The sequence below is a fragment of the Hydrogenophaga sp. RAC07 genome, from assembly GCF_001713375.1.
In the GTDB taxonomy this organism is placed as follows: domain Bacteria; phylum Pseudomonadota; class Gammaproteobacteria; order Burkholderiales; family Burkholderiaceae_C; genus Hydrogenophaga.
In genome coordinates this window covers 2072087-2096570 of sequence record NZ_CP016449.1, presented here as the reverse complement: position 1 = coordinate 2096570, position 24484 = coordinate 2072087, and the positions used below count along the sequence as shown (strand labels likewise).

Here is a 24484-nt window from a genome sequence, read left to right as displayed (position 1 = left end):
TTGCAATGGATTTCATGGTGATCTCCTGGGTCTGGGTGGGTGAAAAACCGAGCGTTGAGGCTCAGTTCACTTCATGCGCATGTCGTTCTTGACCGACTTCACACCGGCAACGCCTTGTGCCACGGCCACGGCGCGCTGGATGTCGGCTTGCGAGTTCACAAAGCCGCTCAGCTGCACAGCACCCTTGAAGGTCTCGACGTTGATCTCGGCGGACTTCAGCGAAGCGTCGTTGAAGATCGCGGCCTTCACCTTGCCGGTGATGGCGGTGTCGTCCAGGTACTGACCGGTGCCGGACTGGGTGGCGGTCGAACCGCAGCCAGCCAGGGTGACGACCGAAGCGGCCACGGCGAGCATCAGGACGGGGAAAAATTGACGTGTTTTCATGGAGTTCCTTGGAGTGGTTGGGACGCGTGGCCCAACGAGTTCGCAAGGTCACCGCATGGCGCAGAACAGGGTGTTCCGGCGCCAATGTGTTGACTCTAAAAGGACATTTCACACCCGTCTGTGCGCTGACGCACCCAGACCTGACCGACGAATCGGCCTCAGCGCAACACGCCGAGCAGGCGGTCCAGACCACCTTCGTTGATCGCCACCATGGCCTGGGCGCGCACCGCGGGCTTGGCGTGGTAAGCCACCGAAAGACCCGCCACGCCCATCATGGGCAGGTCGTTGGCGCCGTCGCCCATGGCGATGCACTGTGCGGGCTCGATGCCCAGCAACGAGGCCACTTCGAGCAGGGTGCGGCGCTTCTCGGCACCGTCGCAAATGTCGCCCCAGGGCTGGTCGACCATGCGGCCGGTGAGCTGGCCGCAGTTCGGACCGCTCTCCACTTCGAGCACGTTGGCGCGCGTGAAGTCGATGCCCAGGCGCTCACGCACACGCTCGCTGAAAAAGGTGAAGCCGCCAGAAACCAGCAGCACCTTCAAGCCCGCCGCCTTGCAGGCGGTGATGAGCTCGGCCGCTCCGGGATTGATGCGCAGGCGCTCGGTGTAGACCTTCTCCATGTCGGCGATGGTCACGCCACGCAACAGCGCCACGCGCTGGCGCAGGCTGTCCTTGTAGTCGGCAATTTCACCGCGCATGGCCGCTTCGGTGATCGCGGCGACCTCGGCTTTCTTGCCCACCGCGTCGGCAATCTCGTCCACGCACTCGATGCTGATGAGCGTGGAGTCCATGTCGAAGGCGATCAGCTTGAAATCGCTGAGCTTGAGCGGGGGCGTGAAGCCTTGAACGGTGAGGCCGGGGGCGAATTCGGTGGCGGTGGTCATGGGATGAGGGTCAAACGGTGGTGGGTTGTTGTGTCGGTTGGCCGAGCGAACGCAGCACGTCGCGCACCAGCTGCACGCGATCCTTCACTTCGGGCAGTGCGCGCTCGATGCGCAGCTTCTCGTTGCCGGCGAGTTTGATGTGGCGGTTCTTCTGGATCAGTTCGATGATGCGCATGGAGTCAAACGGCGGGTTGGGGCGGAAGGTGATCTGGATCACACCGGGTGCCGCGTCCACCTTCACCACGCCGTAAGGTGCGCTGAGAACACGCAGGCGGTGCACGTCCACCAGCGTCTGCGCCTGGGGCGGCAGTTTGCCGAAGCGGTCCACGATCTCTTCGAGCAAGCCGTCCACCTGGTCGGTGGTCTGCGCGGTGGCGAGCTTCTTGTAGAACGAGAGGCGCAGGTGCACGTCGCCGCAGTAGTCGCTGGGCAGCAGGGCGGGCGCATGCAGGTTGATGTCGGTCGTGACCGAGAGCGGCGAGAGCAGGTCGGGTTCGCGGCCGGCTTTGAGTGAACGCACGGCTTCACTCAGCATCTCGTTGTAGAGCTGGAAGCCGACTTCGAGCATGTTGCCGCTCTGGTTCTCGCCCAGCACCTCGCCGGCACCTCGGATCTCGAGGTCGTGCATGGCCAGATAGAAGCCGCTGCCGAGCTCTTCCATCTGCTGGATCGCGTCCAGGCGCTGGGCGGCCTGTTTGGTCAGACCCTCGATGTCGGGGACCATGAGGTAGGCATAAGCCTGGTGGTGGCTGCGGCCCACGCGTCCGCGCAGCTGGTGCAGCTGCGCCAGACCGAACTTGTCGGCGCGCGCCATCACGATGGTGTTGGCGGTGGGCACGTCGATGCCGGTTTCGATGATGGTGGAGCACAGCAGCACGTTGAAGCGCTGCGCCACAAAGTCGCGCATCACGCGCTCCAGCTCGCGCTCGGGCATCTGGCCGTGGGCAATGGCAATGCGTGCCTCGGGCAATATTTCTTCGAGCTTCTGCCGGCGGTTCTCGATGGTGTCGACCTCGTTGTGCAGAAAGTACACCTGCCCGCCGCGCTTGAGCTCGCGCAGCACCGCTTCGCGGATCACGCCGTTGCCTTCGTTGCGCACGAAGGTCTTGATGGCCAGACGGCGCTGCGGCGCGGTGGCGATCACGCTCAGATCGCGCAGGCCTTCGAGCGCCATGCCCAGCGTGCGCGGGATCGGCGTGGCGGTCAGCGTGAGCACATCCACCTCGGCGCGCAGCGCCTTCATCTGTTCCTTGTGGCGCACGCCGAAGCGGTGTTCCTCGTCGATGATGAGCAGGCCCAGGTCCTTGAACTTCACACTTTCGCTCAGCAGCTTGTGTGTGCCGACCACGATGTCCACCGAACCGTCGGCCAGGCCTTTCGCTGCCAGGGTGATCTCTTTTGCCGAGCGAAAGCGGCTCATCTCGGCGATCTTCACCGGCCACTTGGCAAAGCGGTCCACCAGCGTCTGGTAGTGCTGTTCGGCGAGCAGCGTGGTGGGTGCCAGCAGGGCCACCTGACGCCCACCGGTCACCGCCACGAAGGCCGCGCGCAGGGCGACTTCGGTCTTGCCGAAACCCACGTCGCCGCACACCAGCCGGTCCATCGGGCGCGGGCTGATCATGTCCTGGATCACGGCGTGGATGGCCGCGCGCTGGTCCGCGGTTTCCTCGAAGCCGAAGTCGTTGGCGAACACCTCGTAGTCCTGCGCGGAGTAGCGGAAGGCGTGGCCCTGGCGCGCGGCGCGGCGCGCGTAGATGTTGAGCAACTCGGCCGCCGCATCGCGCACCTGCTCGGCCGCCTTGCGCTTGGCCTTCTCCCACTGGCCGCTGCCCAGGCGGTGCAAAGGCGCCTCATCGGCGCTCACGCCGGTGTAGCGGCCGATCAATTGCAGCTGGCTCACCGGCACGTAGAGCACGGCCTTGTCGGCGTACTCGAGGTGCAGGAACTCCATCAGCGCTGGCGTGCCGTCGGCGTTTTTCTCGCCCATGTCCAGGTTGATCAGGCCGCGGTAGCGCCCGATGCCGTGGGCGATGTGAACCACCGGGTCGCCCAGGTTGAGCTCCGAGAGGTCCTTGATCAGCGCATCGACGTCGCTGACCTGTTCCTGTTTCTTGCGCCGACGCGTGGTGGGGCCGGCCGCGAAGAGCTCGGTTTCGGTGACGAAGTCGATGCCGTCTTCGAGCCACGAGAAACCGGTGGAGAGCGCAGCGGTGGCGATGCCCAGCTTTTCGCTGCTGGTCTGAAACTCGAGCAGCGAATCGAAGGCTGGCGGACTGACGCCGCTGGCACGCAAGAAGTCGAGCAGGCTCTCGCGCCGGCCATCGCTCTCGGCCAGCAGCAGCACGCGTTGCGCGGTGTTGCGGATGTGGCCTTGCAGGCGCGAGAGCGGGTCTTCGGCGCCGCGCACCACCGAGAGGTCGCCCAGCTTCTGCGCGAAAGCGCTGTGCTCCTGCTCGGCCTGCACCGGGCGCACCGAGAGCTGCGCATGCGCGTTGGCCCGCGCATAAAACTGCTCCACGCTCAGGAACAGCGAATCGGGCGGCAACACCGGGCGTTCCGGGTCGCCATGCACCAGGCGGTAGCGGTCTTTGGTGTCTTGCCAGAAACGCTGGAAGGCCGGTTCCAGATCGCCGTGCAACACCACCGTGGCGTCGGCACCGAGGTAGTCGAACACCGTGGCCGTGTCGTCGAAGAACAGGGGCAGGTAGTACTCGATGCCGGCGGTGGCCACGCCGTTGCCCATGTCCTTGTAGATGCGGCTCTTGGTGGGGTCGCCATCGAGCAGTTCGCGCCAGCGGCTGCGGAATTTGGCGCGCGCACCATCGTCCATGGGGAACTCGCGCCCGGGCAGCAGCCGCACCTCGGGCACTGGGTACAGGCTGCGCTGGCTGTCGGGGTCGAAGGTGCGGATGCTGTCGATCTCGTCGTCGAACAGGTCCACGCGGTAGGGCACCAGGCTGCCCATGGGGAAGAGGTCGATCAAACCGCCGCGCACCGCGTACTCGCCCGGGCTCACCACCTGGGTCACGTGCTGGTAGCCCGCGAGCGTGAGCTGGCTTTTCAGGCGTGCTTCGTCCAGCTTTTGCTTGACCTTGAACTGGAAGGTGTAGCCAGCCAGAAACGCCGGCGGCGCCACGCGGTACAGCGCGGTGGTGGCCGGCACCAGCACCACGTCGGCGCCGGTGTCCTTGTCCCGCTGGGAGATGCGCCACAGCGTGGCCAGCCGTTCGCTGATCAGGTCCTGGTGCGGCGAGAAGGTGTCGTAGGGCAGGGTCTCCCAGTCGGGAAACAGCGCGCAGCGCAGCTCGGGCGCGAAGAACGCCATTTCTTCAATGAGTCGCTGCGCGTCGTTGGCGTCCGACGTGATGATCGCCGTGAGACGTCCTGCGGCCTTGTCGCGTGCGGCGAGTTTGGCCAGCAGCAACGCGTCGGCCGAACCGCCGGGGTGGGGCAGGGTGAAGCGTTTGCCGGGGGAGAGTTTGGGGAGGTCCATGACGGGCGGTGTTTCCATGACGAACACCCCCGGTCCAGGAGAACAGGGGGTGTGTGAGCTCTGATTTTAGAATGCAGCCACCCATGTCCGATGCCGCCCACGAATTGACCCCCCACCCCCCTCCAGAGGTCGGCATCCACTGCCACGCCTTGCTGCCATGCGCTGGCACCGGTTCGCGCGCAGGCACCGAAGTCCCCAAGCAGTACCAACCCATCCTCGATTTGCCGATGGTCTTGCACACGCTGGAGGCCTTGCGTGCGGTGACGCGGCTGGATCGCATCGTGGTGGTGGCCGCTCCCGGTGACGCCTTCTGGACCACGGGCTACCCCGGCGTCACCGCGCTGCGCTGTGGTGGCGGAACACGCGCCGAGAGCGTGTTCAACGGCTTGCAGGCCCTGCTGGACCAGGGCACGAACCCGAACGACTGGGTGTTGGTGCATGACGCTGCGCGCTGCCTGGTCACACCGCCCATGGTCGATGCGCTGATCGATGCCTGCCAGCACGACCCGGTGGGTGGCCTGCTGGCCATTCCCCTGCCCGACACGCTCAAGGCCGAGGCTGACGGGCGCGCGGTCGCCACCGTGGACCGTTCGGACAAGTGGCTCGCACAAACGCCCCAGATGTTTCGCCTGGGCGTGCTGCACGCAGCGCTGGCGGCCACGGCTGGGCAGGACTTTGCTGGCGTGACCGACGAAGCCAGTGCCATGGAAATGGCTGGCCATCGACCGCTGCTGGTGCCCGGCAGTGCGCGCAATTTCAAGATCACCTACCCCGACGACTTCGCGCTGGCCGAAGCCATTTTCAGGAGCCGCGCATGAAGACCACCCCGACGTTTCGCATCGGCGAGGGGTGGGATGTGCACGCGCTCGTGCCCGGCCGCAAGCTCATCATCGGAGGCGTGCACATCCCGCACCCGCAAGGTCTGCTCGGCCATTCCGATGCCGACGTGCTGCTGCACGCCATCACCGACGCCTTGCTGGGTGCCGCCGCACTTGGCGACATCGGTCGCCATTTCCCCGACACCGACGAGCGCTTCAAGGGCGCCGATTCGAGCGTGTTGTTGAAGGAAGCCGCTCGGCGTGTGCGCGAAGCGGGCTTCGAGATCGGCAATGTCGACAGCACCGTGATCGCGCAAGCGCCCAAGCTCGCGCCGCACATCCTGTCCATGGTGGAGGGCATCGCCCGCACGCTGGACTTGACGCCCGCGCAGGTGAACGTGAAAGCCAAAACCGCCGAGAAGATCGGCCCGGTGGGGCAGGGCTTGTCGATCGAAGCTCGCGCGGTGGCCATGCTGTTCAAGCCCGCCTGAACCCGCGTTTCAACTGGGCGCGCGCTGCAGCTTGATGTGGGCCGAGAGGCCGCCCGTGCTGCTGTTGGCCAGCGCAAATCGCCCGCCCATGCGGCCGATGGCCCGGTCGACGATCGCGAGACCCAGTCCGGTCCCCGTGGCCGACGTTCGAGAGACATCGCCGCGAAAGAAGGGCTGCGTGAGCTGCTCAAGAATGTCGGGGTCCACTCCCTGCCCATGGTCGCGCAACTTGATCAGCACCCAGTCGTCCTTGGGCTTGGCGGCGATCTCCACGCGGGCCACCCCGGTGCCGGGGTCGCGACCATAACGGCACGCGTTTTCCAGCAGGTTGGCGAACACACGCTGCAACTCCACCGCATCGCCCATCACAGCGGTGTCGGGCGGGATGTTGGTGGTGAACACGTTGTTTTCGTTGTCGCCCAGCGCAAACACCGCCGCGTCCACCACCTGGTTCAGGCTCACCCGCTCGGGCTTGATGTGATCCGGCCGGGCGTAGTCCAGGAACTTGTCGATGATCGAATTCACCTGTTCGATGTCTGCGGCCATGTGTTCGCGCGCTTGCGGGTCGGCCACGCTCATTTCGGTTTCGAGCCGCAGGCGCGAAAGCGGCGTGCGCAAATCGTGTGAAATGCCGGCCAGCATCAACGCGCGGTCCTGCTCGATCTTGGACAAGCGCTGCGCCATTCGGTTGAAGCCGATGTTGACTTCGCGGATCTCGCTGGTGGCCACGGTCTCGTTGAGCTGGCTGGCATTGAAGTCACCTTCGCGCACCCGGCTCGCGGCAAACGACAGCTTCTTCAGCGGGTGGTTGATCAAGCGTGCAATCAGCGCCGCACCAGTGAGAGAGAGCAGGGCGGCCGTGCCCAGCCAGATCAACCAGGTTGTGCCTGCCACCGGACCGATGCGCGACGGGTCGGTGAGCAGCCAATAGGGGTCGCCATCGATGGTGAAGCCGATCCACAAACCCGGCGCGCCGTTGACTTCCCGCGCCACCAGGGTGTCGGGTCCGAGCCGGCCACTCAGGCGTTCCGCCACGTTGCGGCTGAGCACATCGGTGTCGTAGAGGCGGAACGTGTCGTTGGGCTCGCGGGGCGCGATGCGCAGTCCTTCTTCGTCGGCCAGGGTCTTGATGAGCGAGACGCGGGCGATCGAGTCCGAGTGCACCAGCGCAGCGCGGCTCAGGTTGACCAGCGAGGCCAGCTGGTTGGCGCTCTGCAGGGCGCGCGGCTCGTATTCCAGCGCCCGAAAGGTTTGCAGCCAGGCCACGATGCAGCCCACGAGCAACAACGCCAGAAAGAAAAAGGTGCGCCAGAACAGGCTGACCCCCCGGTTGGGACGCAGCTCCAGCGGTGCAGGCGCCGTCTCCAACGAGGTGGGGTGGGTCTCGAATGGAACCCGCGACTCTTCCGACATCAAGCGTTGCCGTCCGGCACGAACACATAGCCCACGCCCCACACGGTCTGCAGGTAGCGGGGCGAGGCAGCGTCTTCTTCAATCAGCTTGCGCAGCCGCGAGACCTGCACGTCCAGGCTGCGGTCGAAGGGCTCGAACTCACGACCCCGCGCCAGCTGGGCCAGTTTTTCGCGTGACAGCGGTTGGCGCGGATGGCGCACCAAGGCCTTGAGCATGGCGAACTCGCCGGTGGTCAGTGGCAGGTCGGCGCCTTCCTTGCGCAGGGTGCGCAGGCTGAGGTCGAACTCGAACGGACCGAACTTCACGACTTCCTGGTCTTGCGACGGCGCGCCGGGCACTTCGGTGGGCGGGCGGCGGCGCAGCACCGCGTGAATGCGGGCCAGCAGTTCGCGCGGGTTGAAAGGCTTGCCCAGGTAGTCATCGGCGCCGACTTCCAGACCCACGATGCGGTCCACGTCTTCGCTTTTGGCGGTGAGCATGATGATCGGGGTGCGGTCGCCGTTGGCGCGCAACCGGCGGCAAATGGAGAGGCCGTCTTCGCCGGGCATCATGAGATCGAGCACGATGAGGTCGACCGAATCGCGCTGCAGCACACGGTTGAGCGACTTGCCGTCTTCGGCCAGCATCACTTCAAAACCTTCCTGCATGAGGTAGCGGCGCAGCAGGTCGCGGATGCGGACATCGTCGTCGACCACCAGGATCTTGTTGGCGCGTGTGTTGTTTTGTGGCATGTTGGCAACTTCTTGAATATGTAACAAACGCGATTGTGGCAGCGCCAAGTGGTTGTCAGCACTGGATTTTTATTTTCCTGACATGCTGTTACAGATGTTGCCCCGGCGCTCGAACGCTTCACCGGTGACACATCCCACAATGACCGGATTGTTGATACTCGAACCACCATGAAAACGCATTTGCCTCTGGGCTTGATCCTGTTGACATTCGGTTCGGCGCATGCCGGGCCGGGTGATCAACGAACCCATCCGATGCCTTCCAACGCAACCGTGATGGTCATGCCCATATCGGTGGATGAGGGTGAACCGCGTCACGCCATGCGTCTGCGCGATGTGTTGCGGCAACCCTTTGACGACATGGAGGACAACGGCAAGCCTTATCGCTTGTCCGTTGAAGAGCGCCAACGGCTGCGTGAGCAGCTGCGCGGCCAACCACCTCAAGAGTACAAATTCAAACAATGACCCCGTCCGCTCAACGCCTCTCCAGTCCTTTTCGATTCCGCGCCTTACTTCTCTCCTCCCTCATCGCTGTCGGTACCCTGGCAAACGCCCAGGTCGCGCCACCAGCGCCCGTCAATGTGGTCAACCTCTCGGCCAGCGGCTTCCTCGAAGTGCCGCAAGACTGGCTGAGCATGAGCCTGAGCACCACGCGCGAAGGCACCGATGCGGTGACCGTGCAGAACCAGCTCAAGGTGGCGCTCGACGCCGCTCTGGCGGTGGCTCGCGCCAGCGCCCAGCCTCAGCAGCTTGAAGTGCGCACCGGGCAGTTCAGCATCTACCCGCGCTACACCGACAAGGGCAAGATCAGCGGCTGGCAGGGCAGCACCGAACTGGTGTTGGAAGGCCGTGACTTCGCGCGCATCAGCACCACCGCAGGCAAGATCCAGACGCTCACCATGAGCAACATGGGCTTTTCACTCTCGCGCGAAGCGCGCCAGAAGCTGGAGTCCGACGTGCAGGCCATGGCCATCGAGCGCTTCAAGGTGAAGGCCGGTGAGGTGGCCAAAGGCTTTGGTTTTGCCGGCTACAGCTTGCGAGAGGTGTCGGTGAGTTCGGCCGACCAGGAAGGCCGTCCGTTCCAGCCGCGTGCCATGGCCATGGAAGCCAAGGCCGCCATGTCGGACGCGGCGGTGCCGGTGGAGCCGGGAAAATCAACTGTCAATGTGACCGTGTCCGGATCTGTGCAACTGCGTTGATCGAACGCGCAGCGCGCCCCCAACAAAAAGGCCCGCAACGTGAACTGACCCCAATTAGTTGGACGGTTAGAAGTCAGCGGCTCAAGGCCTGAATCCGGTATTGAACTGGACTCAGGCCTTTGAGTTTGAGCTTGATGCGGTGGTGGTTGTAGTAGTGGATGTAGCGATGTAGGCCTTGCTGGAGTTGCTTGATGCTTGCGAATTTGGTCAAGTAGAAGAACTCGCTTTTCAACGTGCCGAAGAAGCTCTCCATCGCTGCGTTGTCCAGACAGTTGCCCTTGCGCGACATGCTTTGGTGCAGTCCATGGTCGATGAGTTGGCGTCTGTAGGCGGGCATCTGGTACTGCCAGCCCTGATCGGAGTGAAGCAGCGGCGAATCTTGGTCTGAGAGCCGGGCCAGCGCTTTCTTCAGCATGCGCCCCACCAGCGCGAAGACAGGGCGCTCAAGCATCTCGTAGGCCACAATTTCCCCGTTGTAGAGGTCCATCACCGGGGACAGGTAGAGCTTGTTGCCCCCGACATTGAATTCGGTCACATCAGTCACCCATTTCTGGTTTGCTCCGTTGGCCTCGAATTGGCGATTCAGCAAATTGGGAGCGGCGGCGATCTGTCCACGGTAGGAGCGGTACTTCTTGGGTCGCACCAGAGATTTCAGGCCAAGAGCCTGCATCAGACGCTGAACAGTCTTGTGGTTGATGACCTCGCCTGCATGGCAAAGAGCAGCAGTGATGCGCCGATATCCGTATCGGCCCTTGTGGCGCTCGTAGATGGCACGGATGCGCGTCTTCAGCCCAGCGTACCTGTCGCCGGCTTCAAGCACTTTGGCCTGGTAGTAGAACGTGCTGCGCGACAGCCCTGCGGCCTTGAGCAGCGCGGGTAACGGGTGGTCCTGCCTCAGTCCGATCACGGCTTGCGCTTTTTCTGCGCAGCTTGCCGATTCACTCGAACCAAGGCATCCAATTTTTTTAGGTACGCCACCTCCGCGCGCAGATGTTCGTTTTCCTTGCGCAGCGCGTCCAGCGTGCTTACGTCGTTGGCATGTGGTGGCGGGGGATCGGGTGGCTTGGGCGCTGTCATCAACTTCGGGCCGCGTCGTCGTTTGGGCTTGAGGGCGTCTATACCGCCCTCATGATACTGACGCTCCCAGCCCGATACGACGCCATGCCCACCGCGTATATCGAACAATGCAGTCACCTGGCGGCAGGAAAGCTCCTCTCGCCACATCCGGCACAGCACGTTCATCTTGAACTGCTCGTCGTAGTGGCTGAACTTCTTGCGCAGCCCTTCCACTCCATGAAGGCGATACCCCTCGACCCAGCGGCGCACTGTCCCGTGGTCCAGCCCATATCGCAAGGCTATCGTTCGCGCGCCTGAAGACTCAGAAAGATATTGCTGTACCACTTCGAGCTTGAAGCTCTCATCGTGTCTCGCCATGAAAAACACCCCAAAGGTTGGATTGATGTCCAACTTTTGGGGTGCAGTTCAACGTGCGGGCCTTTTTGCTTTCTTGAGCAGACAGCGTTATTGGGCGGTCCAGCCGCCGTCCATGTTCCATGCCACGCCGCGCACGTTGTTGCCGGCGGGGGAACAGAAAAACACCGCCAGCTCCCCGAGTTCTTCGGGCGTGGTGAACTGCATCGAAGGCTCTTTTTCGCCCAGAAGCTGTTTCTTGGCATCTTCGTTGGAGATGCCTAGCGCAGCGGCCTTGGCATCCACCTGTTTTTGCACCAGGGGCGTGAGCACCCAGCCCGGACAGATGGCGTTGCAGGTGACGCCGCTGGTGGCGTTTTCCAGTGCGGTGACCTTGGTCAGACCCACGATGCCGTGCTTGGCCGCCACGTAGGCCGATTTTTCAGCAGAGCCCACCAGTCCGTGCACCGAGGCGACGTTGATGATGCGGCCCCAGCCGGACTTCTGCATCGCGGGCAGGGCCAGGCGGCTGGCGTGGAAGGCACTGGTGAGGTTGATCGCGATGATCGCGTCCCAGCGGTCGACTGGAAAGTCTTCGATGCGGGCCACGTGCTGGATGCCGGCGTTGTTCACCAGGATGTCCACCTGTCCGAAGGTGGCCGCCGCAAACGCCATCATGGCTTCGATCTCGGCGGGCTTGCTCATGTCGGCACCGTGGTAGGCCACCTTGGCGCCCAGCGCTGCAATCTCGGCCTTGGGGCCCTCGGCATCACCAAACCCGTTGAGCACGATGTTGGCGCCCTGGCGCGCCAGGGCCTTGGCGATGCCCAGGCCGATGCCGCTGGTGGAGCCGGTGACGAGGGCGGTTTTGTTGGCAAGCATGTGAAATCCCCACTTCCATTACGATTGATTGAACGGTGTCCGGACCATTATCACGGACACATCCTGCCGCCTCATCTCCTCGCACCATGTCAGCTCCCCAACTCCAGCATCTCACCGTGGGCGGCGCGGCCGCCGCATCGGGCGAACCCCGCCGCCTGGCCTGGTGGGATTGGTCCTGCGAGGCGGCCGGCGACACCGGTGTGGTGTTGTGTGTGCATGGCCTGTCACGTCAGGGATTGGATTTCGACACGCTGGCCCGGACGCTGCGCCAGCGTTCGCGCGTGATTGCAGTGGATGTGGCGGGCCGCGGGCACAGCGACTGGCTGGCCGACCCCATGGGCTATCAAATTCCCACCTACGCAGCCGATCTGGCCGCACTCGTGGGGCACCTGCGCGCAAGCAAGCCCGACCTGCAGATCGACTGGGTGGGCACCAGCATGGGTGGTCTCATCGGCATGGCACTGGCGGCCCAGCCGCAAATGGCGCTGCGCCGCCTCGTGCTCAACGACGTGGGTCCGGTGATCCAGTGGGAAGCGCTGCAACGCATCGGCACCTACCTGGGGCAAAACCCGTCTTTTGACAGCGAACAGGCTGCCGTGACGTACCTGGCGTCCATCTCCACCGGCTTTGGTCCCCACACGCCCGAGCAATGGCGCGCCCTGTCGCTGCCGCTGCTGCGCGAGCGCGACGGGCGCTGGTGGCTGCACTACGACCCTGCGATCGCAATGCCTTTCACTGCCATGACGGCCACGGCCGACGAGGCCACCGCGCAACAGATCGTCCAGGCGGGTGAGGCCGCGCTCTGGGGCCTGTTCGACGCGATCCGCTCGCCCACCTTGCTGCTGCGCGGTGCACAGTCCGACCTGCTGAACGCCGCGACAGCCCAATTGATGACCCAGCGCGGTCCAAAGGCCCGGCTCGTCACGTTTGAGGGCGTGGGGCACGCGCCCACGCTGGTGGCCGACGACCAGGTCGCCGCCGTTCGGGATTTCCTGTGGACGAACTGACCTGACCACCGACATGAAAAGAACGTCGTCCACCGGGTCAGCGGAAGCCATCGAAACGTCGACGGCCGTTCCGTCGGCCATCGTCGCCGCCACGGCTGCCAGCCTGCCCCACCAGGCGCAGGCGCTGGTGCGCGCCAGGGCATTTGCGGAGCCTTTGCTGGCCCACGAAGAGCTCGACACCGGCGAGAACATCCTCGCACACGCCGACGCCGTGGCCAGCATCCTGAACGACATTGGTGGCTCGGAGCCCATGCAGGCTGCGGCCTATCTTGTGTATGCCTGCCAGTACCTGAACCGCCCGCAGGAGGTGATCACCAAGGCCTTTGGCGAGAACTTCGCTGCTCTCGCCCTGGAGACCACCAAGCTGGTGCAGCTGCAGCGCCAGGCGCGCATCAAGACCGCCGAGGTGCAGGCCAAGAAAGAGGAAGAGCGACTCGCCGCGCTGGACCCTGCCGCGCCGGTCACCAGCAAGGGACCGGTGTCCGAACTCGCGGCCAGCCAGACCGAGAACGTGCGCAAGATGCTGCTGGCGTTCTCGCGCGACCTGCGCGTGGTCATGCTGCGCCTGGCCTCGCGCCTGCAGACCCTTCGCCACTTTGCCGCCAGCAAGGCAGACCCCGGACAGGCGCTTGCCAGCGAATCGTTGCATGTGTTTGCGCCGCTGGCCAACCGCCTGGGCATCTGGCAGATCAAGTGGGAGATGGAAGACCTGGCGTTCCGATTCCTGGAACCCCACACCTACAAGGACGTTGCGCGCCTGCTGGACGAGAAGCGCGCCGAGCGCGAAGCCCACGTCGAACAGGTACGCCAGCAGCTGGAAGACGACCTCCATCAGCAAGGCGTGAGGGCCTCGGTGCAGGGTCGACCCAAACACATCTACAGCATCGTCAAGAAGATGCGTGGCAAGTCGCTCGACTTTGACCAGGTGTTCGACATCCGCGCGTTGCGCGTGATCGTGCCGCAGGTGGACGACTGTTATGCGGTGCTGGCCCACGTGCACGCGCAGTTCGTGCCGGTGACCGACGAGTTCGACGATTACATCGCCAAGCCCAAACCCAACGGCTACCAGTCCCTGCACACGGTGGTGCGAGACGATCAGGGTCGGGCGTTCGAGATCCAGATCCGCACCCAGGCCATGCACGACCACGCCGAACATGGCGTGGCCGCACACTGGGCGTACAAGGAGGCGGGCGCCAAGGGCTACGCGGGTGTGTCGGCCAGCTCCGACTACGACGCCAAGATCGCGGTGCTGCGCCAGCTGCTGGCCTGGGAGCGCGACCTGAGTGGTTCGGCGCAAGGCTTGTTCGACGACCGCATCTACGTTCTCACACCCGACGCAGCCATTGTTGAACTGCCGCAGGGCGCCACTGCGGTGGACTTCGCCTACACCGTGCACACCAGCCTGGGTCACCGCTGCCGAGGTGCACGTGTTGACGGCGCCATGGTCACGCTCAACACCCCGCTGCAGAACGGCCAGACGGTGGAGATCACCGCGGCCAAAGAAGGCGGACCCTCGCGCGACTGGCTCAATGGCGAGCTGGGTTATCTGGTCAGCCACCGCGCCAAGAGCAAGGTGCGCGCCTGGTTCAACGCGCAGGCCATGGAAGAAACCATGGCGCGCGGGCGCGAGGCGGTGGAGAAGCTGCTGCAGCGCGAAGGCAGGACCGCGCTGAAGCTGGACGATCTGGCCCTGGCGATGGGACTGGCGTCGGCGCAAGAGCTGTTCGAGCAGGTGGGCAAGGATGAGCTTTCGTTGCGCGCCATCGAACTGCATTTGCGGCCACCCGAAGTGGCCGCGCCGGACGAGACACCGGTGTGGCTCAAGAAGCCGCGCAAGAGCACGGGCGCAACGGCTGGTGGGGTGTTGGTGGTGGGCGTGGACTCGCTCATGACGCAACTCGCCAAATGCTGCAAACCCGCACCGCCCGACGAGATCGGCGGGTTCATCACGCGCGGAAAGGGTGTGAGCATCCACCGCGCCGACTGCACCGACTTCGCCCACCTCCAACGCAAGAACCCGGATCGCGTGATCGACGTGCAGTGGAGCGGGCAGGGGAGCGCAGGGCGCGACGGCCAGGCCGCCGTGTACCCCGTGGACGTGGGCATCGAGGCCCAGGACAGGCAGGGGTTGTTGCGGGACATTTCCGATGTGTTTGCGCGCGAAAAAATGAACGTGATCGGGGTGCAGACGCAGTCGGTGAAAGGCGTGGCGTGGATGACGTTCACCATCGAAGTGGCCGACGCCAGGCAGGTGGCCAGGGCCATGGCGGTGGTGGGGGACGTGGCCGGTGTGCGTGAGGTGCGCCGCCGCTGAAAAAGAGCCTTCCAGTGCTGCTATACTTCGCAGCTTCGAATCGTTTGTAGGCGCGTAGCTCAGCTGGTTAGAGCACCACCTTGACATGGTGGGGGTCGTTGGTTCGAGTCCAATCGCGCCTACCAAACTTTTTCCGGATGCCAGGCATCCCGCAACCAAGCCCGACCCTGAGTCGGGCTTTTTTGTGCCTTGCCCGGAAGTGGCTTCTGCAAGGCGCTTTGTTCGCTGCCATGCACAGGGAAAACCCATGCTGCGGGGGTGTTCAAGCGTTTCTAGAATGGGTCAGCGAACCCCGTGGCGTATTCCGGGGTTCATCCGCTGTTTTCCAGAGAGATTCATCAGTGCAAAAGAACAAGGCCGAGAGTGGCAGCCAACCCGCTGTGCGCGTCATCAAGAAGTACCCGAACCGGCGTCTGTACGACACCGACACCTCGTCGTACATCACGCTGGCCGAGGTCAAGACGCTGGTGATGGACAACGAGCCCTTCGTGGTGCGGGATGCCAAGTCCAACGACGATCTCACACGCAGCATCCTGCTGCAGATCATTCTGGAAGAAGAGACGGCAGGTGTACCGATCTTCACCGAGCAGGTGCTGGCCAACATCATTCGCTTTTATGGCCACGCCATGCAGGACTTCATGGGTGCCTACCTCGAAAAGAACGTGCAGATCTTCATGGACCTGCAGCACAAGATGACCGAGCAGTCCAGCGGCGCGAACCCCGAGGCCTGGAAGCAGTTCATGAATGTGCAGTCGCCCATGATGCAGGGCATGATGGGTACCTATCTGGAGCAGTCTCGCAGCGCGTTCACGCAGATGCAGGAGCAGATGCAGAAGAACAGTGAGCAGATGCTGGCAGCACTCGGTCTCAAGCGATAGGCTGGGCATCTGCGCCGTTCGGTCGGGTCTGAGACAATCGGGCCATGTCTGAAACGCTTGTCCCGGTCGCCAACGCGGCCCCCAAAGTCGGATTTGTCAGCCTGGGTTGCCCCAAGGCGCTGACCGACTCCGAACTCATCCTCACGCAACTCAGCGCCGAGGGCTATCAAACCTCCAAGACTTTTGCCGGTGCCGATCTGGTGATCGTCAACACCTGCGGCTTCATCGACGATGCCGTGCGCGAAAGCCTGGAGACCATCGGCGAAGCCCTGGCCGAGAACGGCAAGGTCATCGTCACCGGTTGCCTGGGTGCGCGCGAAGGCGAGGGCGGCGGCAACCTGGTGCGACAGATGCACCCGAGCGTGCTGGCGGTGACCGGCCCGCACGCCACGCACGAGGTGATGACCGCCGTGCATGAACATCTGCCCAAGCCGCACGACCCTTTCGTGGACCTCGTGCCGCCTCAGGGCATCAAGCTCACGCCTCGCCACTACGCTTATTTGAAGATCAGCGAAGGCTGCAACCACCGCTGCACGTTCTGCATCATCCCGTCCATGCGCGGCGATTTGGTGAGCCGCCCCATTGGCGATGTGCTTACTGAAGCGCGCAAGTTGTTCGAGTCGGGTGTGAAGGAGTTGCTGGTGGTGAGTCAGGACACCTCGGCCTATGGTGTGGATGTGAAGTACCGCACCGGCTTCTGGGACGGCAAGCCGGTGAAGACGCGCATGTTCGACCTGGTGCGCTCACTGGGCGAACTCGCCAAGGGTTATGGCGCCTGGGTGCGTTTGCACTATGTGTATCCGTACCCCCACGTGGACGAGATCATTCCGCTCATGGCCGAAGGCCTGTGCTTGCCGTACCTCGACGTGCCGCTGCAGCACAGCCATCCCGATGTGCTGCGCCGCATGAAGCGCCCGGCCAGTGGTGAGAAGAATCTGGAACGCATTGCGCGATGGCGCGAGTTGTGTCCGGAGATCGTGGTGCGCAGCACCTTCATCGCCGGGTTCCCGGGCGAGACCGAGGCCGAGTTCGATCACCTGCTCGGGTTTCTGCGCGAAGCGCGCATCGATCGAGCGGGTTGTTTTGCCTACTCACCGGTGACGGGCGCTGTGGCCAACGACTTGCCTGATGCTGTGCCCGATGCCCTGCGCGAGGAGCGCCGTGCGCGCTTCATGGCGGTGGCCGAATCGGTATCCGCCGACAAGCTGCAGCAACGCGTCGGCGCGACGATGCAGGTGCTCGTGGATTCGGCGCCGGGCATGGGCAAGAAGGGTGGCATTGGCCGCAGCTATGCAGATGCGCCCGAGATCGATGGCGTGGTGCGTTTGCTGCCGCCCGAGAAGATCAGCAAGACCTTGAAGGTCGGTGACTTCACCAAGGCAAGAATCGTTGCAGCGCAGGGACACGATCTGTTGGCGGTCCCGATTTGATGACGCAGGCCCGCCTCTTGGTGACCCCAGGCAGCGCGGCAACTGTTCAGCCATGCATGCTGCGAATTTCGCAGCATGTGATCAGCGCGTCGGCGAGCGATTCTTCGCTTGCTTGCGTTGAGACAAAAGAAAAAGGCTTGCAAACATCACGTTTGCAAGCCTTTATGATTGGTGCCCAGGAGAGGACTCGAACCTCCACGCCTCTCAGCGCTAGTACCTGAAACTAGTGCGTCTACCAATTCCGCCACCTGGGCATTTCAGGAAAAACGCAATTATAGCAGAGAAAAAGTGAACGAAAAAAACAGCCTGTTGGCCGAATATGAAGGTGTCGTCTCCGGTCATCGGGACGGCCATGGTTTTGTGATCCGTGACGATGGTCAGGCCGATATTTATCTGCCTTCCAACGAGATGCGGGCGGTGTTGCACAAGGACCGGGTCAAGGCCCGTATCGTGCGCCTTGACCGCAAGGGCCGTCCCGAAGGACGCGTCACGGAAATCGTCGAACGCTCCGATTCGCCGATCATTGGCCGCCTGCTGCAAGAGAGCGGTGTGTGGCTGGTGGCGCCCGAGGACAAACGCTACGGGCAGGATGTGTTGATCCCCAAAGGCGCCACCGGTTCGGCCAAGCCGGGCCAGGTGGTGGTGGTGCAACTCACCGAGCCGCCCGCGCTGTACGGGCAGCCTGTGGGGCGTGTGAAAGAGGTGCTGGGCGAGATCGACGACCCCGGCATGGAAATCGAAATTGCCGTTCGCAAGTATGGCGTGCCACACGAGTTTTCCGACGCAGCGATGGCCCAGGCCCGCGCACTGCCCGACCATGTGCGGGCAGCGGACCACAAAGGCCGTGTGGACCTGCGCGATGTGCCCCTGGTCACCATCGACGGCGAAGATGCGCGCGATTTTGACGATGCCGTGTACTGCGAGCCGGCCAAGGTGGGCAAAGGCAAGGGCTGGCGTTTGCTGGTGGCGATCGCTGACGTGAGCAACTATGTGCAGACCGGCTCTGCGATCGACATCGACGCCTACGACCGCGCCACGTCGGTGTATTTTCCGCGCCGTGTGATTCCCATGCTGCCGGAAAAACTCTCCAACGGTCTGTGTTCGCTCAACCCCGGAGTTGAGCGACTGTGCATGGTGTGCGACATGCTGGTCAATGCCAAGGGCGAGGTGCACGCCTACCAGTTCTATCCAGCGGTGATGTTCAGCCACGCGCGATTCACATACACCGAAGTCGCGGCCATCCTGCAGAACACGCGCGGCCCCGAGGCCAGCCAGCGCAAGGCGCTCGTGCCTTACCTTCTCAACCTGCACGACGTGTACCGTGCGCTGCTGGCGGCGCGTGGCGAACGCGGCGCGGTGGACTTCGAGACCACCGAAACACAGATCGTTTGTGACGAGTCGGGCCGCATCGAGAAGATCATTCCGCGCACCCGCAACGATGCGCACAAGGTGATTGAAGAAGCGATGCTGGCGGCCAACGTCTGCTCGGCGGATTTCATCAGCGAAGGCAAACACACCGGACTTTTCCGTGTGCACGAAGGCCCCACGCCCGAGAAGCAGGAGATCCTGCGCAACTACCTGAAGGCCATGGGTGTTTCGCAGACCATTGGCGACAACCCCAAGCCGGCCGATTTCCAGAAGATCGCGGCAGCCACGAAGGACCGTCCCGAGTCGCAACAGATCCACACGATGCTGCTGCGCTCCATGCAGCAGGCGATCTACACCCCGATCAACAGCGGCCACTTCGGGCTGGCGTTCGAGGCCTACACCCACTTCACCAGCCCGATCCGCCGCTACCCGGACCTGCTGGTGCACCGCGTGATCAAGGCGATCCTGGCGCGCAAACGCTACGAATTGCCGGCCTTGCCCACGCCGGGTGAGGCGCACGCCAAGCTGAGCAAACGCCTGGCCAGCCGCGCCAAACCGCTGGCGGTGGGCGAGGTTGCAAAGAAGCCCTCGGTGGACACGCTGGCGTGGCAGGCCGCTGGCCTGCACTGCAGTGCCAACGAACGCCGCGCCGACGAGGCCAGCAGGGATGTGGAAGCCTGGCTCAAGTGCAAATACATGCGCGAGCACCTGGGCGAGGAATTCAGTGGTGTCGTGAGTTCGGTCACCAGCTTTGGTCTTTTCGTCACGCTGGACGCCATGTACGTTGAAGGCCTGGTTCACATCACCGAACTCGGTGGCGAGTATTTCCGCTTTGACGAAGCGCGCCAGGAATTGCGCGGTGAACGCACCGGTATCCGTTACGCGTTGGGCAGCCGCGTGCAGGTGCAGGTGAGCCGTGTGGATCTGGACGGTCGGCGCATCGACTTCCGTTTGGTGAGTGGTGACGACGACCTGGTGTTGCGCGCGATGCGCGACAAGACAGGTCAGACCGGTGCTGCGGAAGGCGCTGCTGGTGCAGGGCGTGGCGGCAAGGCCCACCGAGGCCGTGCCACCGAAACCGTCGTTGCGGGCCGTCCCGATCGGGCACCTCGTGCCCCTGTCTCGGAAGCCAAAACGACGGGCAAGAAGGCTGCAAGCAAGAAGTCGGACCGGGGGGCTGCCCGCAGCACCGCCAACCAGCCCCGCAAAAGCCGGCGTTGAGCGTCACGAACGTCGTGAGCACTGCATTGAAAAAGACTTCGTCATCGTCGGCCGCGTTGGAAGCCCCTTCAGTGAGGCGGGTGAGGTCGGTCCCGGTGAAGAAGCGTGTGGCCAAAGGCGCCTCGTTGCCCACCGAGCGTCCGCTGCGCATCGGCGTGTCGGCACGCTTGCTGTATCAGGTGCCCTCGGAGCTGGGGTTTCGCAACAAGAACCTGCAGTACATCGAGCAGTCGCTGGCGCACTGGATCATGGAACACGGCGCCATCGCCTTCATGGTGCCTGCGGTCGCGCACGACAGCAAACACGCGGCACGCCACCTCAAGGTGGAGCATGTGGTGCAGGAGCTCGATGCGCTGGTGTTGCAGGGAGGGGCCGATGTGGCTCCACAAACTTACGGACAGGCTCCCATCGACCCGCGTTGGCAGGGCGATGTGGTGCGCGACAAGTACGAACTGGCCCTGCTCAGAACGTTTCTTGCGCAGAAAAAGCCGGTGCTGGGCGTGTGCCGCGGTGCGCAGCTGCTCAATGTGGCGTTCGGCGGCACGCTCTACCAGGACATTCCCACGCAGTGCCCGGCCGCCCACGCCCACGTGGACACCGATCTGTACGACCAGCTTGAACACGACGTGACCTTCCTGCAAGGCACGGCATTGACCAAGCTCTATCCCCAAGCGTCGCAATTGCGCGTGACCAGCATCCACCACCAGGCGGTGGCGGAGCTGGGCAAAGGCATGGTGGTGGAGGCGGTGTCGACGCTGGACGGATTGGTGGAAGCGATCCGCTGGACGGGCGATGCCTATGCGCGCGGCGTGCAGTGGCACCCGGAGTTCCACCACGGGCGGCATGCCTTGGCCGACAGCTCGCCCATCATGCTGGACTTCCTGGAGGCTTCACGCGAGGCGGCCATGATCCGTCTGGCCGCCGGGCTGGAGCCGGATCCCCGCGCGCCCAAGCCGCCGTTGCGACTGGGCGTTTGACCCCACCCCGCTGCGTTCACCCCCACCCACATCCCCACTGGACCTGCACCGCATGCGCATCGTCTTTTTTCTGCTCGAAACCCTGTTCTTCTTTTTGATGGCGATGGCCCTGTTGCGCGCCTGGATGAACCACTTGCGAGTGCACATGTCGGCCCAGCCGGGGCGCTTTGCCATCGCTGTGACCGACTGGCTGGTTCAGCCGGTGCGACGCATCCTGCCGCGCGCGCTGGCGCAAAGCCGGGTCGATTGGGGCAGCCTGTTGTCGGCAGTCCTGCTGGCCCTGGCCTACGGCGGCATCTGGTTGATGCTGGCGACCGGGGTGTCGGAGCTTTCCGTGTCGCCCGCCACCTGGGTGATCACCATCCTCACGATGGCGTTGCGCATTCTGGTGCGCACCGTGCTGCAAGGTCTGATGATCTTGCTGATCGGCTACGCGATCCTGTCGTGGGTGCAGCCTCAGTCGCCGGTGATGGCCACGCTGGATCGGTTGGTGTCGCCTTTGCTGCGCCCGATACGGCGCGTGATTCCCCTGGTGGGGGGCGTCGACTTGTCGGTGCTGGTGCTCATCATCCTGCTGCAGGTCGGCTTGATGTTGCTGGGCTGAACCTGCGCCTGTCAGGCCACGGGACTGACACGGCGGGCCAGTTCGCCTGCCACCAGGCTTGGACCTGTCCAATGGTCTGCCAGCCAGCCGTGTTGAAAAACGGCGCTGCACACCCGGTCCAGCACGTTGGCTGGTGACATGGCCGATCCGGCCAGTGCGGCGCCGATCATGCCCGCCAGCACATCGCCCGTGCCTGCCGTGGACAGCGCAGCGTTGCCAGTGGGGTTGATGCGGGGAATCTCGCGCGGGGCCGTCACCACCGTGCCCGACCCCTTCAGCACACACACCACTTGAAACCGGTCGGCGATGGTTTGCGCCGCCAGCAAGCGGTCGGCCATGATCTGCCTCGTGCTGCAGCCCAGGAGCCGGGCGGCTTCCAGTGGGTGGGGCGTGAGCACGGTGGACCAGCCTCGGCTCTGCCGATGGGCCAGCTGGCTGTGCAGTGCCTCGTCGTTGGCCACCGCATTGAGTGCATCGGCATCCAGCACCAACTGGGTGGCGATGGACAGCAAATGTGGCAACACCGCCGCCACCGAGGTGCCACCGCCGCAACCGCAGACCACGCTGGCCTGTTGCAGCCATGCTGCGTCCAACACAGCGGCTGGCCGGCGAAACATCAGTTCCGGACACACCGGGTCCCAGGCGGTTTCGTTCGTCGACCCGGCTTCCAGTAGGCCGACGAACACCCGCCCGGCACCTGCGTGCAGCGCCGCGCGCGCCGCCAGCACCGCAGCCCCGGTCATGCCGGCGCCGTGGGAGGCAATGCCCTGGCCGCCCACCACGACCACATCGCCAAAGCTGCCTTTGTGGCTGGCATGCGCTCTGCGTGCGCGGGCATCGGTGGGTGGTGCCTGGCCAGCGAGCCAGGCGGTCACATGCACTGTGTCGTCGGGGGCGACACCCAGTTCATCAAACCACACCCGACCAGCAGCATCCCGGCCCTGGTGGGTGAACAGACCGGGCTTCAGCGTCAGCAGCGAGAGGGTGTGGCGCGGGCCAGGTTGCGGGGTCTCGAAGGTTCTCGGCACGGCGTCGTCAACGGCCATCAGCGCTCCGGTGTCGGCCTGCAGCCCGCTGGGCAGATCCACGCACAACACGGGCGCGCTGGTGGTGCGCAACATCCGTGTCCAGAGGGCCAGGGTTCCCTCCAGGGGACGCGTGACGCCGATGCCCAGCAAGGCATCGATGGCGAGATCGAACGACGCAGGCGGTCCGGGCTGGATGAGCACGCCAGCGGATCGAGCGTCGGACAAGGCCTGCGCCGCGTCTGGCGGCAACTGGATTGCATCGACCTGCGCTCCAGGCGGATGGGTGACGACCACCTGCAGGCCGGTGCTCTCGGCCCAGCGGTGCAGGTGCGTGGCCGCGACCAGGCCGTCTCCGCCGTTGTTGCCCGGTCCGCAGGCCACCCAGATGCAACGCGCGTGCGGCGCCAGCGCCCGCGCGAGCCGGGCCACGGCCAGACCAGCACGCGCCATCAGGGTGTGCGCAGGCAGAGCCGCCTGCGCCGCACGTTCCAAGCTTCGCGTGGCGGTGGTTCCGTGCAGGAGTTCGCGTTGGTGGCCGTTGATGGATCGCATGGCCAGAGTCTGGCTCAGATGCCGTAGCGTTGGGGCGAACACTGGATGAGCGTGAGGTCGGGGGCGCGCCCGCCGATCTGGTCCGCCAGCACGCGGCCTGCGCCGCAGGCCATGGACCAGCCACACGGGCCGTGACCCAGGTTCAACCAGAGGCCTGGCAGCCGACTCGCGCCGATCAGGGGGGCGCCGTCGGGCAGCGTGGCCTGGGCACCGCACCATTCCTGAACGTTGCCTGCGGGCCCACCCAGCCGAACCGCGCCAGGAAACCAGTCGGACAACGCACGGTAGAGGCGCTGCAGCCCGGCTTTGGAAGGCATGCTGGATTCGCGGCCCCATTCGCGGCCGCCCGCCACGCGCACACGTTGGCCCAGGCGGGCAATCGACACCCCGTGGCGTGCGTCGAGCACCGCAGATTGGGGTGCGTCCATCGGTTCCCGCACCGCTGCGCTCAGCGAATGACCCCGCACGGATTGAAGCGGCACCTTCAGGCCCAGCGGGGTCAGCAAACCTGCGCTGGCGGCTCCGGCGCAAATCACCACGGCGTCAAACCGCTGAGCTTGCGCGGCGGCGCCGCCGTTGTCGGGGTGAGATGAGGTGTGCACCAGCTCCAGCTTGAAGCCTGCCGGTGCCAGCGCTTCCACGCGGCTCACGATGGTGTTGAACTCGAAGTGGCAACCCGATTGTTGGGCCTGCGCGCGCAGCAACACCGCAAATTCGCGGCAATTGGCCACCGCTGCACCACCCAGTTCGATGGCGCCATGCAAGGCGGTGTCGGTGCTGAGCGCGGGCTCAAGCGCACGCGCTTCGTCGGCCGTGAGTGCCTTGACAGGCAGCCCCAAATCGCGCAATTGCTGCAGGGGCGCTTGTGCCAGGCTGGCATCGTGTTGGGTTCTCAGCAGCACCAGCATGCCGTGGCTGCGGTCGTGTTCCAGCTGGTACTGGTCCGTGATGTCTTGCAGCCGCTCCTGGTTGTAACGCACCAGGCGGTGGATCTGTTCCTGGACGGCCGCGAGTTGCGCGCCCTGGTGCGCCTGACGCCACTGCCAGAGCCAGCTCCATTCGCTGCCTCGGGGCAGGCGGGCGAGCTGGAGTCCGTCGCTCCCCGTCGACCAGGGCCATCCTAGTTTCCGCTCGTCCGGATTCCAGGGGGCGGTCCAACCCGGGGCCATGAGCGCTCCGCTGGCAAAACTGGCTTCTTCGGCCACTGTGCTGCGCCGCTCGAACACCGTCACCTCGTGACCGTCCAGCGACAACTCATGCGCGCAGGCGATGCCCACCACCCCTGCTCCGACCACCGCGATTTTCAAACCGTGCTCCCAGAAAGCTGCATTGTGCCGGGCGGCGGCAGGCGGCCTGAAAGGCCGGCGAGACAAAAAGCCGGCGTGTGCGCTGATTCGGCACAC

Annotated in this window: 20 protein-coding genes and 2 tRNA genes; 12 read left to right on the top strand and 10 right to left on the bottom strand. The window is 64.4% G+C overall.

Features of this window, described 5'->3' with window-relative positions; translation table 11 throughout:
* Positions 1 to 66: 66 nt before the first annotated feature.
* The 3 genes from BSY239_RS09775 to mfd form a co-directional block, all read right to left on the bottom strand.
* Entirely contained in the window at positions 67 to 384 is a 318-nt protein-coding gene (locus tag BSY239_RS09775) for a BON domain-containing protein (RefSeq protein WP_069046684.1), read from the bottom strand.
* Between the two features lie 158 nt (positions 385 to 542).
* A complete protein-coding gene (gene serB, locus BSY239_RS09770) occupies positions 543 to 1268 on the bottom strand; it encodes a phosphoserine phosphatase SerB (protein WP_069046683.1) in 726 nt (241 codons plus the stop codon).
* A 10-nt stretch (positions 1269 to 1278) separates the two neighbouring features.
* A complete protein-coding gene (mfd, locus tag BSY239_RS09765; RefSeq protein ID WP_069046682.1) occupies positions 1279 to 4761 on the bottom strand; it encodes a transcription-repair coupling factor in 3483 nt (1160 codons plus the stop codon).
* A gap of 83 nt (positions 4762 to 4844) precedes the next feature.
* Between mfd and ispD the strand changes: the two genes are divergently transcribed.
* Both ispD and ispF read left to right on the top strand, forming a co-directional pair.
* Positions 4845 to 5579 (top strand): 2-C-methyl-D-erythritol 4-phosphate cytidylyltransferase, encoded by a 735-nt coding sequence (ispD, locus tag BSY239_RS09760; RefSeq protein ID WP_069048899.1) that lies wholly within the window; start codon positions 4845 to 4847, stop codon positions 5577 to 5579.
* On the top strand, positions 5576 to 6070 hold the full coding sequence (ispF, locus tag BSY239_RS09755; RefSeq protein WP_069046681.1) for a 2-C-methyl-D-erythritol 2,4-cyclodiphosphate synthase: 495 nt from the start codon (positions 5576 to 5578) through the stop codon (positions 6068 to 6070). Before ispD ends, ispF begins: the two co-directional genes overlap by 4 nt.
* Before the next feature lie 9 nt (positions 6071 to 6079).
* Here ispF and BSY239_RS09750 read toward each other — a convergent pair whose 3' ends face one another.
* Positions 6080 to 7483: an ATP-binding protein gene (locus tag BSY239_RS09750; protein WP_069046680.1), complete on the bottom strand. Its 1404-nt coding sequence runs from the start codon at positions 7481 to 7483 to the stop codon at positions 6080 to 6082.
* The gene (ompR, locus tag BSY239_RS09745) at positions 7483 to 8214 is read right to left on the bottom strand and encodes an osmolarity response regulator transcription factor OmpR (RefSeq protein ID WP_069046679.1); all 732 of its coding nucleotides are present in this window, start codon (positions 8212 to 8214) and stop codon (positions 7483 to 7485) included. The genes BSY239_RS09750 and ompR overlap by 1 nt, the downstream gene beginning before the upstream one ends.
* Before the next feature lie 168 nt (positions 8215 to 8382).
* Between ompR and BSY239_RS09740 the strand changes: the two genes are divergently transcribed.
* A complete protein-coding gene (locus BSY239_RS09740) occupies positions 8383 to 8676 on the top strand; it encodes a hypothetical protein (protein ID WP_156775446.1) in 294 nt (97 codons plus the stop codon).
* Complete coding sequence (locus tag BSY239_RS09735; RefSeq protein ID WP_069046677.1) at positions 8673 to 9410, top strand: SIMPL domain-containing protein; 738 nt, start codon at positions 8673 to 8675, stop codon at positions 9408 to 9410. Before BSY239_RS09740 ends, BSY239_RS09735 begins: the two co-directional genes overlap by 4 nt.
* 73 nt (positions 9411 to 9483) lie before the next feature.
* Here BSY239_RS09735 and BSY239_RS22060 read toward each other — a convergent pair.
* Positions 9484 to 10844, bottom strand: a protein-coding gene (locus BSY239_RS22060) for an IS3 family transposase (RefSeq protein WP_442905800.1) whose coding sequence is annotated in 2 segments (ribosomal slippage) — positions 9484 to 10367 and positions 10367 to 10844 — 1362 coding nt in all. Because the reading frame shifts where the segments join, the coding sequence is not laid out codon by codon here.
* Between the two features lie 87 nt (positions 10845 to 10931).
* Positions 10932 to 11702 carry a 3-hydroxybutyrate dehydrogenase gene (locus BSY239_RS09720; protein WP_069046675.1) on the bottom strand — a complete coding sequence of 257 codons (771 nt, stop codon included), beginning with the start codon at positions 11700 to 11702 and terminating at the stop codon, positions 10932 to 10934.
* 86 nt (positions 11703 to 11788) lie between these two features.
* Between BSY239_RS09720 and BSY239_RS09715 the strand changes: the two genes are divergently transcribed.
* The 5 genes from BSY239_RS09715 to rimO all read left to right on the top strand — a co-directional run bounded on the left by BSY239_RS09715 (position 11789) and on the right by rimO (position 17331).
* A complete protein-coding gene (locus BSY239_RS09715; RefSeq protein ID WP_069046674.1) occupies positions 11789 to 12709 on the top strand; it encodes an alpha/beta fold hydrolase in 921 nt (306 codons plus the stop codon).
* Positions 12710 to 12722: 13 nt separating this feature from the next.
* Positions 12723 to 15023, top strand: a complete 2301-nt coding sequence (locus BSY239_RS09710; protein WP_069046673.1) for a RelA/SpoT family protein — start codon at positions 12723 to 12725, stop codon at positions 15021 to 15023.
* A gap of 48 nt (positions 15024 to 15071) precedes the next feature.
* Positions 15072 to 15148, top strand: a tRNA-Val gene (locus BSY239_RS09705).
* A 216-nt stretch (positions 15149 to 15364) separates the two neighbouring features.
* Positions 15365 to 15901, top strand: coding sequence for a polyhydroxyalkanoate synthesis repressor PhaR (gene phaR / locus BSY239_RS09700; RefSeq protein WP_069046672.1), 537 nt, complete (start codon positions 15365 to 15367; stop codon positions 15899 to 15901).
* 44 nt (positions 15902 to 15945) lie between these two features.
* On the top strand, positions 15946 to 17331 hold the full coding sequence (gene rimO / locus BSY239_RS09695) for a 30S ribosomal protein S12 methylthiotransferase RimO (RefSeq protein WP_069046671.1): 1386 nt from the start codon (positions 15946 to 15948) through the stop codon (positions 17329 to 17331).
* 169 nt (positions 17332 to 17500) lie between these two features.
* On the opposite strand, the gene BSY239_RS09690 is transcribed toward rimO, so the two are convergent.
* Positions 17501 to 17585, bottom strand: a tRNA-Leu gene (locus BSY239_RS09690).
* A 34-nt stretch (positions 17586 to 17619) separates the two neighbouring features.
* Between BSY239_RS09690 and rnr the strand changes: the two genes are divergently transcribed.
* The 3 genes from rnr to BSY239_RS09675 all read left to right on the top strand — a co-directional run bounded on the left by rnr (position 17620) and on the right by BSY239_RS09675 (position 21501).
* The gene (gene rnr / locus BSY239_RS09685; protein WP_069046670.1) at positions 17620 to 19920 is read left to right on the top strand and encodes a ribonuclease R; all 2301 of its coding nucleotides are present in this window, start codon (positions 17620 to 17622) and stop codon (positions 19918 to 19920) included.
* A gap of 95 nt (positions 19921 to 20015) precedes the next feature.
* Positions 20016 to 20897, top strand: a complete 882-nt coding sequence (locus tag BSY239_RS09680) for a gamma-glutamyl-gamma-aminobutyrate hydrolase family protein (protein ID WP_236944169.1) — start codon at positions 20016 to 20018, stop codon at positions 20895 to 20897.
* A gap of 52 nt (positions 20898 to 20949) precedes the next feature.
* Positions 20950 to 21501, top strand: a complete 552-nt coding sequence (locus BSY239_RS09675) for a YggT family protein (protein ID WP_069046669.1) — start codon at positions 20950 to 20952, stop codon at positions 21499 to 21501.
* 11 nt (positions 21502 to 21512) lie between these two features.
* Here the strand turns inward: BSY239_RS09675 and BSY239_RS09670 are convergent, their stop codons facing one another.
* Positions 21513 to 23081, bottom strand: a complete 1569-nt coding sequence (locus BSY239_RS09670) for a bifunctional ADP-dependent NAD(P)H-hydrate dehydratase/NAD(P)H-hydrate epimerase (protein WP_069046668.1) — start codon at positions 23079 to 23081, stop codon at positions 21513 to 21515.
* Between the two features lie 14 nt (positions 23082 to 23095).
* Positions 23096 to 24388, bottom strand: coding sequence for an FAD-dependent oxidoreductase (locus BSY239_RS09665; protein WP_069046667.1), 1293 nt, complete (start codon positions 24386 to 24388; stop codon positions 23096 to 23098).
* Between the last annotated feature and the right edge of the window lie 96 nt (positions 24389 to 24484).